The sequence below is a fragment of the Butyricicoccus intestinisimiae genome, assembly GCF_018918345.1.
GTDB classification, from domain to species: Bacteria; Bacillota; Clostridia; order Oscillospirales; family Butyricicoccaceae; genus Butyricicoccus_A; species Butyricicoccus_A intestinisimiae.
Genome location: NZ_JAHLQI010000001.1, coordinates 209537 through 223849, shown reverse-complemented (window position 1 = coordinate 223849; position 14313 = coordinate 209537). Strand labels below are relative to the sequence as shown.

The following is a 14313-nucleotide window of genomic DNA, read 5'->3' as shown; positions in this document are numbered from 1 at the left end:
GCCTCGTTTCTTTAACAGCTGCCGCCTCCGCAGCAGCTGCACAGACAGTTCAGGCACGCCAGCTGCATACAGCAATCCGCCGCATCGTTTTGCTGCATCGGGCGATAGCCGCCGTATACCGAGCTATTGTTCAAAACATTTTGCATACGGCGGTATTCCATGTTTCCCGGCGCCATCGCACACGCCTGATTGATTTCCTGCGCAGCCTCATCGAACCAGCCCTTGCGATAGCACACATTGGAACGCAGAAAATGCCATTCGGCGTCACGATTGGAAATGCGTGACAGCAGTTCTTCCGCCATACCGATATTGCCCACATTGATTGCGTTGCGCACCTGTACATACACGCCGGCATTGGAGCCGGAATAGCTGGAGGAATACCCATTGAATCCGCCATTGGAAGCAGCGCCGGTATATGCGCCGCCGGAACTGCTCTGCTGCGAATAGGAGCTGCCGGTTCCACCATTCTGCCGCTGCTTCATGATCGTGTCATACGCGTCATTGATTTCCTGCATTTTTTCTTTTGCAAGATCTGCCAGCGGATTGTTGATGTAGTTGTCCGGATGATACTTTCGCGCCAAGTCTCGGTAAGCGCGCTTGATCTCATCTTCTGAAGCGGATGGCGAAACGCCGAGTACCTTATAAGGATCCATGCCTGTTCTTTCCTCCATGATTTGAAAATGTGCCGTTCAAAACCAGCCGCGTAACTTCCGGCAGTCCCTGACACAAAATATTTTCTATAATCCCCGCATCCCGCAGTGGATGCAATAATATATATGCATGATATGCCGCTGCGAGCGACTGCAGCAGCGTGTGATTCATCGCATCTTTCACCGGCAGCAGCAGCTCCGGCTGCGTCATCTGCCAGCGCAGCAGCACGGGGTTGTAGCTGCCGGATGCAAAATCGTCCTGTATGTCATCACAGGCATCGACAAGATAAATCCATCTGCCCACGTGATAAAACATCTCTTGCAGGATGCGGCCGTCTGTGCGCCAGTCCGCGACCGCTGCCCGCAAAATGGATGCGAAAGCATCGGCAGGGCGATCCAGCGACGGCGTTTTTTGTCGTTCCAACGCGCTCAGCTGCGCAAGGCAACTCTGCGTTTCCCGGTCAAAAAGCGGCAGCTCTGCCGCCGCCTTGCGGTATCCGCGGCGAAGAAACAGCCGAAATATCTTTGCCGCCAGACGCTTTGCACCGCGGTCATCCGCGATGGTGTCCGCCAGCTTATGCCAGCATAAAATCACACTGACAGCGGCAGCACGTATCATCCCATCGCTGCTCGCCGCACAGGTTCGGCGGCGAAACGGGTGCATGACGCACCGCCGTTTACATTGTTCCCCGCCGCCAGGCTCCAACGCATCCAGCACCAATGCCAGATACGTGCAGTCATAGCTGAGCATCATCGTCTGCATGAAGCCGTACCGGCGGCGAATGGTGTGGCACAGGCCGCAATAGACACTTTGAAAGCGCTCCCACTCGCGCACCTTGAGTTCTCCGCGCAGCGGTCGAACAAATCCGAACATTGTGTTTTTTCACCTCAAAATACATTTTACTGTATCTTTGCTCAGAATACAAGGCTGACGCACGCGCCAGCCTTGTAAATCTCCGAAAATTTACAGTTTGGAAATAGTGTAGATCGGCTTCTTATTCTTCTGATGCCTATTGACAAGCAGTGCGCCGGCGATGCCGAGGAAGAAACCTGCACCGCCCCACAACTCCGGTATCGGAAGCGAAGCGACCGCTGCAACCGCGTACAGTGCAAAAAAGAGCACGACCGGAATCACATAGACAATCGCCGCCAATCCCAGCACCTGTTTTGAACTGCCGGTAATCACAACGGTATCACCGATATCCGCGCCTATGGTATTATCCGCAATGACAGTGATCGGCTTGGTGACCATTTCACCGCAGCCGCCACATTTGGAACAGTCATGTCCGCAGGCCGTCTGCCGATGCACGGTCAGCTCTGCCTGATTGCTGGACAGCAGTTTGGTTACTGTCGCTGTTTGCTGCATACTTCATCTCTCCTTTCTTCGAGAGGACGGAATGTTTGTAAAATTTCTTGTGCGCAGCCAATACCGTCTACCGCTGCGCTCATAATGCCGCCTGCATAGCCCGCGCCTTCTCCGCACGGAATCAGACCGGCGATCTGCTGGCTGTGCCGGTTATCCAGCCGCGTCATGCGAACCGGAGAGCTGGTTCGGGTTTCCGGCGCAGTGAGCAATGCATCCGGCGCGTCAAACCCGCGAATTTTTCTGCCGAATTGCCGCAGACCAATCTGCATGTGCGCAAGGACAAAATCCGGCAGCACGCTCCCCAGCGAGGTATATTGTACACCAATCGGATAGGTCGGTGCAACCCGTCCATGCTTGCGCGATGGCTTTCCTGCAAAAAAATCGCCAACCGTTTGACACGGTGCACGGTAACCGCCTGTCAATTGAAACGCACGGCGTTCGATCTCCCGCTGAAATGCCACGCCGCCCAGCGCATCACTAGTCGGAAAATCCGACGGATTGACGGACACCACGATAGCCGCATTGGCATTGCGTCCGTCCCGCGCGTGATAACTCATGCCGTTGGTGACAATGGCATGCGGTTCGCTCTGTGCCGCGACAACCTGTCCGCCCGGACACATACAAAACGAATAGCATGCGCGGCCGTTTTCCCGATGCGACAGCGTGTATTCCGCCGGAGGCAGTGCGGGATGTCCCGCCAGTTTGCCGTACAAGCTGGCGTTTAAGTCTTCCTGTAAATGTTCAATGCGGGCACCAACAGAAAAAGGCTTTGGCTCCAGATACACACCGCTGTGCAGCAGATGTTCAAAGGTGTCGCGCGCGCTGTGACCAATCGCCAAAATCAGACGGTCGCAGGCAATTTCCTGTCCGTCAATCACGGCAGCAGTCAGCGCGCCGTTGCGGCTGCGCACGCCGGTCAGCGTACAGCCAAAATAAACCTCTCCTCCCAAGCGAATGATTTCTTCGCGCATAGAGCACACAACGCGCTTGAGAATGTCCGTGCCGATGTGCGGCTTTGCTTTGTACAAAATTTCTTCCGGTGCACCGTGCTCGACAAAGATCCGCAGCACCCACTCACTCATCGGATCATTGATGCGTGTGGTCAGCTTGCCGTCCGAATATGCGCCTGCGCCGCCCTCTCCGAACTGAATGTTGCTGGCAGGGTCAAATGCTCCGCCAGAGAAAAACGCCGTTACCGCGCGGTCACGGCTTTCCATCGACTGGCCGCGTTCAAAAACACGCGGACAATAGCCATTTTTTGCCAAGACATAAGCGGCGAACAGGCCACCCGGCCCCAAACCGACGACAATCGGTCGGTGCTCCATGTGAGCCGTGCCGGTCGGCACAGGCTGCTGCGCAGGCTTTTTGAGACGTACATCGTTTTTTCCCACGCGCGCAACCACAGCTTCTTCCCGCTGCGTCTCCGCCAAATCCAGCAAAACAGACAGCACACGCGTGATTTTTCCGCGCCGTGCATCAATAGATGCGCGGTAAATATGTGCACCGCACAGCTCTCTCATGGAGAGTCCGCATTTTTTTGCCGCCGCTTCCAGCGCTTCTGCATCTGCAGCGCCAAGCGGCAATCTGATGTTTCCAACTAAAATTGACATGTATCGTTCCTTTGTAGAATAGCAATTGCTGCCACTGAATGGTCAATGGCAGCAATCTGTGTTATGCATTGTCTCGTGAAATCGTAATCTTTACGCTGTAATTTCCGCTGACCGTCGTGCCGTCCGGACTGCTCACGGTGACACCGATGGTGTGTTCACCGTCCGACAATTCCTTAGATGACAGCTCCGCAACCGCTTGAATGTCGTCCGTGCTCACCTTTTTGAGCAGCTTTTCCGGTCCAATCAGGGTGACATCCAAAGATTGCGTATTCAGTGTCACCGTGGCACTGGAATCCTTGTCGTCGTCACTCAGCGTAATATCCGTAATGGTGTATTTCTGTGTGATGTCTTGCGCAACGGATACCGTAACGGTTGCCGAGGCCGGCTGTCCGTCATTCAGCGATACACCGGTCGGCGGCTCAATATCAAACGTATGCGTGTCACCATTTTCCGCCGTGGTCGCGTTGATTGCGCCCAGCTTGATGGACGAAACCGCATCGACTGCGGACGGATCTCCGATAATCTCTACGGATTTCGGCGAAATGGTCGTCGAGATAGCCGCTGCTGCATCCTCCGGAGAGACAGTCACTTCCAGCGGAACCGACTTGATTTCCTTGACCGGAAGCGTCACGGTGATACTCGCGATATCGCGGGAAATATTGGCAGTGTCCACCTGTTTTCCGTTGTCATCGACCAGCTTGTACGAATAATTGTCCGTCAGCGTCTTTTCCACTCCGCTCGTGTCCAAATCAATCACCGCTGTCGACACCTGATCGACAACGGTTGCCGGTCCGGAAATCTTTACTGTTTCCGCCGACAGCTGCGGATCATCAAAGATATAGTTTTTGGATGCCGACTTACTGAGATTGACAGAAACCGGCACTTTTTTGGTTTCCATTTCATCCGCCTTGACGGTGATGCTGTCCGGCGTTCTGCTCTCGCAGGTCATGCCGCTCTCCGGCAAAATGACCGTGTATGACAGTTGATATGTGCCCGGCGCCGTAATGGATTCCGACACATCCGCCTGCACCTTAATTTGTGAGGCGGTGAGTGTTGCCAGCCGATTTGTGGAACCGGACACTTTGACGTCCACCGTCGCATCGGCGCCCTCGATAATTTTTAAATTGTAGTTGTTGTACAGTTGGTCTACACCTGTCAGCTGTACGGCAATATCTTTATATTCCAGCGTGCGTGTTGGATTTTGCGCCCCCATAAAGTAGCTCCATAAAATAAACGCAGCCACAATCGAGAGCAGTTTTGTCAGGACATCATGCTGTGTAATCCATTTTCTCATTTTTTCTTCCTCCCGAAACCAGGAAGCTTGTCCTGCAGATTTTCAAAAAAGCTCGGCGAGGAATCCATATCGGGTCTTTCTTCGTCCAAATCATGCACGAGAAGTTCTGCGCGCAGAATTTCTTCCAGTTGCTCCGGCACCAGATGACGCTGCAGCTTTCCGTCAATCGCAATAGAGATGGAGCCGGTCTCCTCCGATACAACCAGACTGAGCGAATCAAATTTTTCACTCATGCCGACAGCTGCCCGATGGCGGGTGCCAAGCTCTTTGGATAAATTCATGTTGGGAGACAACGGAAGTACACAGCCAGCAGCATGAATGCGCCCGTCTCGAATAATCATCGCGCCGTCGTGCAGCGGTGCACCTTCATAAAAGATGTTTCGAATCAGCTCATCCTTGACGTCTGCGTTGACAACCGTGCCGGTGCGAATGATATCGCTCAGATTTTCTTTTCTTTCAAAGACAATCAACGCGCCGGTGCGCGACCACGACATCTCTGAACAGGCGTGCACCATCTCACGGATCACCGACTCCTCCATCGGAATTGCATCGTTGCGAATCATCAGCGTAGACAGCTTGCTCTTGCCGACGCGCTCCAAAATTCGGCGCAATTCGGGCTGGAATACAATGGCCATGACAACAATGCCCCATGTGAGCACTGCCTTAAACAAATAATTTACCATCGTCAGCTGCAAAATACTGGACAGCCACATGGCGGCAATCAAAATAATGACACCGCGAATAATGCGGGTAGAACTCGTTTCTCGCACCAGCTTGACGATCTGGTAAATAAGAAACGAGACCACCGCAATATCTATCACATCTGAGAATGTCAAAGACATTAAATTTTGCAAAATCACTTGCATATAGTTCATAGAGTTGTTCCGTCTCCCTACTCCCGTCATAAGACGGCTTCCTGCATAGAAATCCATGCTTGATATTATCTTACCACACTTTTTTCAGTGTGTGAACACTTCGTCACAAATTTGGTCAGATTCTTTTCCGCAAATGTGTGCTAAGATGTCACAAAACTTTCGCACCTGCCGCACGGACTGAAACCATCCCGGCGAAATGCGCACGGTTCCGGTTTCCAGCGTTCCCGCTGTGCTGTGCGCGAGCGGGGCACAGTGCAGACCTGCCCGCACACAGATGTTGTGCTCTGCCAGCCGCTGCGCGACGATTTCACACGGCAGCTGGCGGCAGGTGAACGACAAAACACCGGTCTGCTTTTGTGGATTCGGCGACGCGTAAACCGTCACGCCCGGAACTTCACGCAGCTTTTCTGTCACTAAATCGCGCAGTTTGCACTCCCACGCGGCAATCTCCGATTCACCCAGTTTGGATACAAACTGTAAGCCCTCGAACAATCCTGCGATGCCTGCCACATTGACCGTGCCGGATTCCAAGCGATCCGGCAAAAAGTCCGGCATGTCCGCCTGCTCTGACAGGCTGCCGGTGCCGCCCAACAGCAGCGGCGCGGGCAGGTCCTGCGACATCCACAAAAGCATTCCTGTTCCCGGCGGGGCGTATAGCCCTTTGTGCCCCGGCATTCCGACTGCGGCAAGACTGTGCAGCTTGGAAACGGAAAGCGGCAAAACACCGGCGGATTGTGACGCATCCAAAACCAGTGGAATGCCATGCTCCGACAGCAGCGCATCCAATTGTTCCAGCGGTTGGATATAGCCAAAGACGTTGGACACATGGCACAGCACAAAGCAGTCTGCGCCGTCTCGAATGGCCTGTTCCGCCTGTTCCAGCAGCAGCGCATCCTCCCACAGTGCACTGTGCAGCATGGTCAGCTTGAGGTTGTTCCTCTTGACCAGTTCCAATATCGGGCGGTACACCGCGTTGTGCTCAAAGCCGGAAATGGCAAAATGGCGGCGCGTCTGTGCCATCGCGTACAGCGCCATGTTGAGCGCCTGCGTTGCGTTCGCCGTGAATATCACGCGCGTCGGGTCCGGTACATCAAAAACTTGTGCCGCCAGCCGTCTGGTATCATAAATAATATCTGCTCCCAGCATCGCAGGCGGATGCGCACTCCTGCCGGCGCCTCCGGCATGCCGCATCGCCCAGCACATGGCGCGTGATACCGCAGGCGGCTTTTCCAGTGTCGTCGCTGCGTTATCCAGATAAATCATTGGCATCCTCCCAGCACCACGCATCGTTTTCCCTTTGGCGCAGGCAGTCCTGCGCCCGCGCTCGGTCTCGTTGCTCTATGGCAACCGCCCACGCGCATGCCGGCATCTGCTTGGAACGCGGCGGACGGGTCAAAGTATTGGCAATGCCGCAGGCGGTCAGCGCTTGGGACAACCTGAGCGCCTCGCTCTGCGACCGACTCAAAATCAGACGTTTGGATTGCATATCTCCGCACCTCCGGAAAAATTCCTCTTTATCAGTATAAGAAACAGGTGCAGGATTTGTGCCTGTCCCTTGCAAATAACGAACGAGTGTGATAGGATTAAACAATTGAAAGCTATTGAAAAGGGTGAACCACAACATGAACAGCACAACACTTCGTTTGCGTATGGAATCGCTGACGGTTCTCAGCAATCTGCGCAACACAGAGGTATACAAGGCATATGCGGACACGATGTCTGCCCTGTATACCACACCGGTAGAATTTTGTCAGAAATACGCAAAGCTCTGCCGATTCCATTTTGAAAACCGAGATCTCGGCAAGCTCCTCGCGCAGGAGATTCATTTTGATATCAACGTGCTGACCAACCAGCTGCATCAGCCGCTGTCAGCAGAAATCCGCAAGGCGATTGATTTTGATTTATACACGATCAATACGCTGATTTCTCTGTCCGGCGCGGATTTTCTGGAATTCGCAGGCAAGGCCTATCCGAAATTTAGCAGCACACTGCAGGAGCTGCCGACCTTCCCCGCTGGCTCTCCGCTGCCGTTCGGAAACTGCGAGGGTCTGTGTCAGCTGTACCGCAAGCAGGGCTTCGGCTACTTTGCCCGCGCAAACGCATATCAGATTGTTGACAACCAGTTCCAGCCGATCGAGCATCCGGATCCGATTCGCCTGACCGATTTGAAGGGCTACACGCTGGAGAAAAAGACCATTCGAGACAACACGCTTGCCCTGCTCGCAGGCAAGACCTCCAACAACATCTTGCTGTACGGTGACAAGGGCTGCGGCAAATCTTCCACGGTCAAAGCAATTGCCAACGAATACGCCGACCGCGGCTTGAAAATCATCGAGATGCCGATGTCTGAGATTCAGGCATTTCCTATGATTTGCGAGAGCATTGCGCACAGTCCGTTCAAGTTTATTCTGTTCTTGGACGATCTGACCTTCAATTCCGAGGACGAGCGTTTTGTTGCACTCAAGGCGTTTATCGAGGGCGGCGTTGCAGGCAAGCCAAACAATTTGGTTATCTATGCGACTTCCAACCGCAGACACATCATTCGCGAGAAATTCTCCGAGCGCGAAGGTGATGACATTCACCGCCGCGATGCCATGGAGTCCGCATCATCTCTGTCCGACCGCTTTGGCATTCAGATCACATTCTCCAAGCCGGTTAAAAACGAGTACCTGTCTATCGTCGAGCAGCTGGCTGAGGATTACGGCTTGACGCTGGATTTGGACAAGCTGCATCTGCTCGCAGAACGCTTTGCAACACGCAGAGGCGGCCGTTCGCCGCGAACCGCGCGCCAGTTTATCATGCATCAGCTCGCACTGGAAAACGGCGACGCAGAAGACAAAAAAGAACAGGATTGAGAGAATTTTTTCACAGTTTTCTCCCATATCCCTGCATAAAAAGGAAAGTCCCAGTACATCTACCGGGACTTTCCTTTTTCACTTTCACTCCCTTTGAGCGGCGGCATATTTTGCTTGACCAGCAGCGCATTGACCTGTTCTATCTCACATATTTTCTGATTCAGCGCAACAAGAAACACCGCATCGCGCGGAATGCGAGCATACAGCGTGCTCATGCCGTACAGCCGCAGAATGCGTTGTGTTTGTTCCAGCGAGCACTGTGCCGCAAAGCAAATGCGCAAAATATAGTCGCGCTGATTGGTATGCTTTTCGCCGGACAGCAAGCCATAGCCATACCGCTCGGAAAACCCAGCCCGATGAAACACTTGCTGCTGGGTTAGCTGTTTGTGTTTGAGCACGTCTCGAATGTAATTATAAAATGGTTCTGTGCCGCAAAACAGATTTTGCTTTTCCTCACACAGCACCTGTCCGATCTCATCGGAAGATGTCTGCTTCAAGACGGACAGCAACTCCTCGGTAATTTTTTCTTGCATTTTTCCGTGTTCCTTTCTATAGTAAATGTGAGTCTAATATTTTTTTGTAATTAAACAAAATATAATTATTGTATAAAAACTAAAAACAAGCAGACAAATAATCAAAATATATTTTATTTTTGTTTTCAATCTATTTAGCTTGTACTATTTATATTCTGGCACCAACGTTTATAAGAATGAACAAAGTACCGTTTGGGGATTGCTGGAATTGGCAATGTAAAACTACCATATGCCTTCTTCTATTCGATCTCTCTTTATTTTTGTTAGCCGGTATGTACTCGTACCGTGCACCCTCTAGAAAATTATTCGGAAAAAGGTTTCACTTTTTCGCCATCAATTTCAATATAATAATCTATATCAACACATGGCAGAATTGTGTCATACAGATAATAAGATGTACCGTCATGGAAATCAACTCTTTTTTCATTGAATGTAGAGTCATATGAGTCTCGAATTTGAAGTCGCGTATCCATTTTTAATCCAGACCAATTCACCAAAATAACTGTTTCTGAAGATTTTTTCGGACTAATCACTTTATACGCAACATCGTTACAAGATTCCACATGTGAATTCAATTTGCTTTCCAATTCACACCATTTACCACCTAATTGTACAGTTGAAAAATCGCCCACTGCATCATATTCATTTTGTTCAATAAATGTACAAATTGTTTCTCCTTGTATTTTGTAAATAACTTCCGGTTTTTCTTTCCAATAAGTTGCATTTAATGCTTCTTCTGGGGTATTATATTCTCCTCGAATCGTTGTCAAATATAACGAGCCGCTAACTGCGACTATGCATACGATTAAGCCGACTCCCATGACACATACCTGACGTTTTCTTTTGCCCTTTTCCAACTTTCGAATGTAATGAATTATTCTTACAATACAAAACACTGCACATAATCCAAACACTTCACTTATACTATGCCACATGTAACTTATTCACCAAGTTTGTTTAACCTCCTGTAATAATAATTCTTAATCTCTTCTGTATTTTCAATTTGTTGCTCATAACAACGTTGCTCAAAGTCATCCAACAAGTGTAAAAATATTTTTAGAGGTCGTTTTAAATATTCAGCGGGATCATATGCAATAATTCTAAATGACTCATAGGAACACATAATCTGATTAAAAAATGCAGATACTACCAACTCCATGTTATCAAATTCGTAATCTCTATCATCGATCTTTTTTGATAGATATTTTTCTTTTGCACAATGATATTGATGAACAAATGGATAGCTATACATTGTAAATGTTGACCAATTTAGATCTTTTTCCAAATGTTTTTGCTCTAGAAACAATTCTATTTCTTCTAAACCATTAATCGCAAATACAATTTTTTCCGTTCTTTCTTCCAAGTCCAAAAAATATTTTTGTGTATCCATTTGCTTCAAAATATAAACTAGCGTTGCAGTCATATCCTCTACTATCCGTTGCATTCTCCGCCTAGACAAATCTTTTTTTTGTAAAAAAGCCTTATGTTGCATATATTGTCGAAGCAATTTTTCAATTCTTTCTGTATCTATTGGCTCTTGTTCTTTTCCTAAAAATTGTTCTAAAGTAGAATATAGAATCGGAGTCACAAGCATGCAAATCATCATCGGGAGCATTGCATATGCAATATGATTAGAATTCAATGTCTTAACCAAATTTCCAGTATGCATATATTCTGATAGAAATACTACAATCGATGCTCCTATAGAACAAATACTTATAAAGTACATTATCTGAATTAATGCAAATACTATTTTATACCGCTCTATATATTTCCATGGATATAGATAGAGTATTCGACTAAAAATCGGCTGTTCTTTTTCAATCTTACTCAAGTCTTTTCGCCCGATCGCTTTTTGAAATATATAATGCAAACACAACCTTAAAATAAAAAGAGTTATGCCTGGTGTTGTAATGACTATAAATATACTCGCGACAAAATCTCCTCTTGCAGTCATCTTTTAGCTCTCCTCTTTCTATATCTCATAAAATTCGTTACTGTTGATCCCTGCGAAACTTTAGATACATTACCAATGTTTTGTGAGAAGCAGCTGCTTTAGGAACAGTTGCTTCTCAACCAGCCTGTCTAAAACGATACAAAAAAATCAAATACATTTAATATCGTCCGATATAAAATAAATTGCATATTATAATAAGTAGGGCTACAACACCATCTGATGCAAACATGAGAACTTCAACAATCTCAGAAAAGCCATGTATCATTGCTACTAGAATAAGAATCAAATTCCAGAGTATGGATACTATCTGAAGAATTTGCAGGTATAACGCCACCTTCAACACGCGATGGTGTTTCTTCCAAAAGCGAAATAATGGCTTGAGCCAAGCATGCGCTTGCTCATAGGTTGTCGTGTGCCGATAGAAATTTTTTGTGTTTCCATAATGAGCATCTTTGTTTAAATAATAAATTCCTTGCATATTCAATATCTGAAGAATAATTCCGCCAAGAATTCTTTCAATCACCTTTTCACATTCTTTCTATTGCGTCTTCTTGAAAAAAATTTAAATATTCCAATCGCTGTGTCTACTTTTTTCCTAATGCATCTTTTCCATTGGAAAACACAGCTACTGCCAAAATAGTACCAATCACCATATTAAATAAACAGTTCTAAATAATTGCGTTAATATTTTGTTTTATATGCATTTTTTGAAAATAATAGTGAATCTGTTCCCACTCATTTGAAACAAATTCCATATCCTGTATCCGATCATCATCGGAGAAATACAAATCATTTTTTGTCAAATATTCAATCCAAACTTGGATTGACTGCATATTGCAGGCTAACATTTTTAAACGCTTTTTTGTTATGTATGAGCCAGATTTTGATAATAAAAACTTGTCTTTATTCGTCACATATATGTTTTTTCTTACATGTAACCGCGTTCTTGCTTCTCGGGCGTTAAATTTCTTATCATCTAAATACTTTCCTTTGTTTGATGCAACTGCTTGTAAATCAGCTTGTGAATCATAACAGGAATCCCAAATAAAAAATGTGAATATATCAATTCCTAATAGCAAAGTTGCGCCCATCAAATATAAAAACGACCATTCTTCACGCCAAAGAGAAATGACTCCGTGTTTGCATCCAATAATCAATGTAGCAAAGCATATTGCTTGAAGCAAAGAGAACCAATATATGATACTGTGAAACAGATACATTTTCTTATATTCCACTACATATTTTTTCATCGTTGGCAAAAACAAAATTCCAAAAATACCGTTGCTCCTTGCAATTTTAAATACATTCTTCCTAGCCAAGCAATTGTTTAAAACACACCACATCGCAAAATAAGAACTTATCACAGTCAAAGAAGATGCTAAAATGATTCCTTCATAGTCTCCATACATAACACAACATCTCCCATCCACTATCACTCTGAAGTCTTATTTTCTTCGTTTTTTACCTTATTTTTCCACAACTTATATATACGATGAGCGATATAGCTCAGTGGATTGCCAACAGCATCATACGTAATCGCAGTGCCATTGTAACTAGCCAGCAGGTCTTTCCAATCCGAATCCGTATACTCATACGTGTCCGTTGTGGTCTTCTTCGTTTTGGTATTTGTTGTTTCGACTGTTCGAATATTGCCAGACGTATCATAGGTATACGTGTATTCCAAATGCTACTGCGGCAGCTTTTCTGAAATCAACTGATTCAGTCTATCATACTGATGCCATGCTTGCTCTTGCTCCGCTTGCTCGCAATACGTTTATGACAACCATAGTCCTAGTATACTTCCTGTAATAGCCAATATTATGCCAACTAAACATTTTTTGCTAAAAACAGGATTATTCATCATACTCTTTATTCCAAATAGGATAATTACAATTCCGCCTATCCAAGCACACGAGGAATCTAAAAATGCAAGAAGCATTATTAAAACACCGCCCAAAAGAATACCATCAGGATCTTCGTTTCTGTTCAATTATATTCTCCCTCATTCCAGTATTAATGTCCAAAAGTATATCTAGCCGATCCTATCACAAAGTTTATAGCAAAGCTACAATATGTATTCCACACATATTTATTCCACTTAACTCTTCTACTCGGACCCTTCAATCTACCTATAAATTGTTTAGCTTTCGTGTGAATCTTTGTTACAGCCTTCATCATCTTAGAAGTCTTCTTTGCTTTGGTCGATGCAGTCCTTGCGCATTTCTTAACAGCTCTAGATACTATCGAAGCGCCTTTTTTGCGTTTTTAGACTTTGGTTTCCAATACGATGTTTTTTGTACATTATGTCCTGCTCCAGCTATTGACCCTATCGCTCCCCATGCACCATCTTTAACTGCCCTAGTAGCAATTGATCTAGGATTAGGTTTTGTATGACTTTTTTTCGCATCGACGACTTGTTGTGCAGCCGACGCAACTCCTGTTATTAAACCATTCGCAATCATCACACCGCGAACAGGTAAATCTATGGTAGATATTGCGCCTGATACAGCGCCCGATACAGCCGCTGTCCCCAACCCATATGTAAGAATGTTGCATCAGACGTCAAGCTCTCATCATCTGATGCAATCATTCTCTTCATTACCGGATCATAGTGCCGGCTCTGGAGATAATACATATTCAGTTCAGAGTCATAATAATAACCACGATAAAGCATTGGGTTAATAGTACCGATTTCAGAACCCTTTGCATTGGAGACATTGAGGATTTCGCCCCAGCCGTTAGATGAACTCAAGGCTCTTTTCTTCGCCATCGTTCCAGCGTTCTAATGTGACGTTACCGCCCTGCGTGATATACTCATGCTTCACGCCGTCTACCGTCTTGCTGTCGCGCACGCCATCCATATCATAATGATACGAGATAGACTTGCCGTTGCCCTTGGCTGTTGCAAGATCATGTGCATCTTCCCACGTGAATTTCCACGCAGTGCTATTATTATAGCTCAATGGATTGCCAACAGCGTCATATGTAATCGCAGTTCCATTGTAACTGGTCAGCAAGTCTTTCCAGTCCGAATCCGTATACTCATACGTGTCCGTTGTGGTCTTATTCATTTTGGTATTGTCGTTTCGACCTTTCGAATATTGCCAGACGTATCGTAAGTATATGTGTATTTCAGATGTTGCTGTGGCAGTTTTTCTGAAATCAACTGATTG

General features: G+C 47.0%; 17 protein-coding genes. 1 reads left to right on the top strand and 16 read right to left on the bottom strand.

Features of this window, described 5'->3' with window-relative positions:
• Positions 1–11 precede the first annotated feature (11 nt).
• The 8 genes from KQI75_RS01165 to KQI75_RS01130 form a co-directional block, all read right to left on the bottom strand.
• Positions 12–653: a J domain-containing protein gene (locus KQI75_RS01165; RefSeq protein ID WP_216468857.1), complete on the bottom strand. Its 642-nt coding sequence runs from the start codon at positions 651–653 to the stop codon at positions 12–14.
• On the bottom strand, positions 640–1524 hold the full coding sequence (locus KQI75_RS01160) for a DUF5685 family protein (protein ID WP_216468856.1): 885 nt from the start codon (positions 1522–1524) through the stop codon (positions 640–642). Before KQI75_RS01160 ends, KQI75_RS01165 begins: the two co-directional genes overlap by 14 nt.
• Before the next feature lie 90 nt (positions 1525–1614).
• Positions 1615–2016, bottom strand: coding sequence for a SoxR reducing system RseC family protein (locus KQI75_RS01155; RefSeq protein WP_216468855.1), 402 nt, complete (start codon positions 2014–2016; stop codon positions 1615–1617).
• Positions 1995–3626 carry an NAD(P)/FAD-dependent oxidoreductase gene (locus KQI75_RS01150; protein WP_216468854.1) on the bottom strand — a complete coding sequence of 544 codons (1632 nt, stop codon included), beginning with the start codon at positions 3624–3626 and terminating at the stop codon, positions 1995–1997. Before KQI75_RS01150 ends, KQI75_RS01155 begins: the two co-directional genes overlap by 22 nt.
• A 61-nt stretch (positions 3627–3687) precedes the next feature.
• The gene (locus tag KQI75_RS01145) at positions 3688–4920 is read right to left on the bottom strand and encodes a CdaR family protein (protein ID WP_216468853.1); all 1233 of its coding nucleotides are present in this window, start codon (positions 4918–4920) and stop codon (positions 3688–3690) included.
• Complete coding sequence (gene cdaA, locus KQI75_RS01140; protein WP_216468852.1) at positions 4917–5795, bottom strand: diadenylate cyclase CdaA; 879 nt, start codon at positions 5793–5795, stop codon at positions 4917–4919. Before cdaA ends, KQI75_RS01145 begins: the two co-directional genes overlap by 4 nt.
• A gap of 84 nt (positions 5796–5879) precedes the next feature.
• A complete protein-coding gene (locus KQI75_RS01135; RefSeq protein WP_216468851.1) occupies positions 5880–7058 on the bottom strand; it encodes an aminotransferase class V-fold PLP-dependent enzyme in 1179 nt (392 codons plus the stop codon).
• Positions 7042–7281, bottom strand: coding sequence for a putative Se/S carrier-like protein (locus KQI75_RS01130; protein WP_216468850.1), 240 nt, complete (start codon positions 7279–7281; stop codon positions 7042–7044). Before KQI75_RS01130 ends, KQI75_RS01135 begins: the two co-directional genes overlap by 17 nt.
• Positions 7282–7417: 136 nt before the next feature.
• Between KQI75_RS01130 and KQI75_RS01125 the strand changes: the two genes are divergently transcribed.
• On the top strand, positions 7418–8650 hold the full coding sequence (locus KQI75_RS01125; RefSeq protein WP_216468849.1) for an ATP-binding protein: 1233 nt from the start codon (positions 7418–7420) through the stop codon (positions 8648–8650).
• Positions 8651–8709: 59 nt separating this feature from the next.
• On the opposite strand, the gene KQI75_RS01120 is transcribed toward KQI75_RS01125, so the two are convergent.
• The 8 genes from KQI75_RS01120 to KQI75_RS01085 all read right to left on the bottom strand — a co-directional run bounded on the left by KQI75_RS01120 (position 8710) and on the right by KQI75_RS01085 (position 14211).
• A complete protein-coding gene (locus tag KQI75_RS01120; protein ID WP_216468848.1) occupies positions 8710–9183 on the bottom strand; it encodes a hypothetical protein in 474 nt (157 codons plus the stop codon).
• Between the two features lie 302 nt (positions 9184–9485).
• Positions 9486–10118 (bottom strand): hypothetical protein, encoded by a 633-nt coding sequence (locus KQI75_RS01115; RefSeq protein ID WP_216468847.1) that lies wholly within the window; start codon positions 10116–10118, stop codon positions 9486–9488.
• 5 nt (positions 10119–10123) lie between these two features.
• Positions 10124–11140, bottom strand: coding sequence for a hypothetical protein (locus KQI75_RS01110; protein ID WP_216468846.1), 1017 nt, complete (start codon positions 11138–11140; stop codon positions 10124–10126).
• A 157-nt stretch (positions 11141–11297) separates the two neighbouring features.
• The gene (locus KQI75_RS01105; protein WP_216468845.1) at positions 11298–11663 is read right to left on the bottom strand and encodes a hypothetical protein; all 366 of its coding nucleotides are present in this window, start codon (positions 11661–11663) and stop codon (positions 11298–11300) included.
• Between the two features lie 145 nt (positions 11664–11808).
• Positions 11809–12549, bottom strand: coding sequence for a hypothetical protein (locus tag KQI75_RS01100; RefSeq protein WP_216468844.1), 741 nt, complete (start codon positions 12547–12549; stop codon positions 11809–11811).
• A gap of 365 nt (positions 12550–12914) precedes the next feature.
• The gene (locus tag KQI75_RS01095; protein WP_216468843.1) at positions 12915–13130 is read right to left on the bottom strand and encodes a hypothetical protein; all 216 of its coding nucleotides are present in this window, start codon (positions 13128–13130) and stop codon (positions 12915–12917) included.
• Positions 13131–13622: 492 nt separating this feature from the next.
• Complete coding sequence (locus KQI75_RS01090; protein WP_216468842.1) at positions 13623–13910, bottom strand: RHS repeat-associated core domain-containing protein; 288 nt, start codon at positions 13908–13910, stop codon at positions 13623–13625.
• Entirely contained in the window at positions 13879–14211 is a 333-nt protein-coding gene (locus KQI75_RS01085) for a hypothetical protein (RefSeq protein ID WP_216468841.1), read from the bottom strand. Before KQI75_RS01085 ends, KQI75_RS01090 begins: the two co-directional genes overlap by 32 nt.
• Between the last annotated feature and the right edge of the window lie 102 nt (positions 14212–14313).

Coding starts and splice junctions, on each gene's coding strand:
- KQI75_RS01115 (WP_216468847.1), bottom strand. CDS start 10,118: ATGTGGCATAGTATAAGTGAAGTGTTTGGATTATGTGCAGTGTTTTGT.
- KQI75_RS01085 (WP_216468841.1), bottom strand. CDS start 14,211: ATGAATAAGACCACAACGGACACGTATGAGTATACGGATTCGGACTGG.
- KQI75_RS01110 (WP_216468846.1), bottom strand. CDS start 11,140: ATGACTGCAAGAGGAGATTTTGTCGCGAGTATATTTATAGTCATTACA.
- KQI75_RS01100 (WP_216468844.1), bottom strand. CDS start 12,549: ATGTATGGAGACTATGAAGGAATCATTTTAGCATCTTCTTTGACTGTG.
- KQI75_RS01135 (WP_216468851.1), bottom strand. CDS start 7,058: ATGATTTATCTGGATAACGCAGCGACGACACTGGAAAAGCCGCCTGCG.
- KQI75_RS01160 (WP_216468856.1), bottom strand. CDS start 1,524: ATGTTCGGATTTGTTCGACCGCTGCGCGGAGAACTCAAGGTGCGCGAG.
- KQI75_RS01130 (WP_216468850.1), bottom strand. CDS start 7,281: ATGCAATCCAAACGTCTGATTTTGAGTCGGTCGCAGAGCGAGGCGCTC.
- KQI75_RS01125 (WP_216468849.1), top strand. CDS start 7,418: ATGAACAGCACAACACTTCGTTTGCGTATGGAATCGCTGACGGTTCTC.
- KQI75_RS01120 (WP_216468848.1), bottom strand. CDS start 9,183: ATGCAAGAAAAAATTACCGAGGAGTTGCTGTCCGTCTTGAAGCAGACA.
- KQI75_RS01150 (WP_216468854.1), bottom strand. CDS start 3,626: ATGTCAATTTTAGTTGGAAACATCAGATTGCCGCTTGGCGCTGCAGAT.
- KQI75_RS01165 (WP_216468857.1), bottom strand. CDS start 653: ATGGATCCTTATAAGGTACTCGGCGTTTCGCCATCCGCTTCAGAAGAT.
- KQI75_RS01090 (WP_216468842.1), bottom strand. CDS start 13,910: ATGGCGAAGAAAAGAGCCTTGAGTTCATCTAACGGCTGGGGCGAAATC.
- cdaA (WP_216468852.1), bottom strand. CDS start 5,795: ATGAACTATATGCAAGTGATTTTGCAAAATTTAATGTCTTTGACATTC.
- KQI75_RS01155 (WP_216468855.1), bottom strand. CDS start 2,016: ATGCAGCAAACAGCGACAGTAACCAAACTGCTGTCCAGCAATCAGGCA.
- KQI75_RS01145 (WP_216468853.1), bottom strand. CDS start 4,920: ATGAGAAAATGGATTACACAGCATGATGTCCTGACAAAACTGCTCTCG.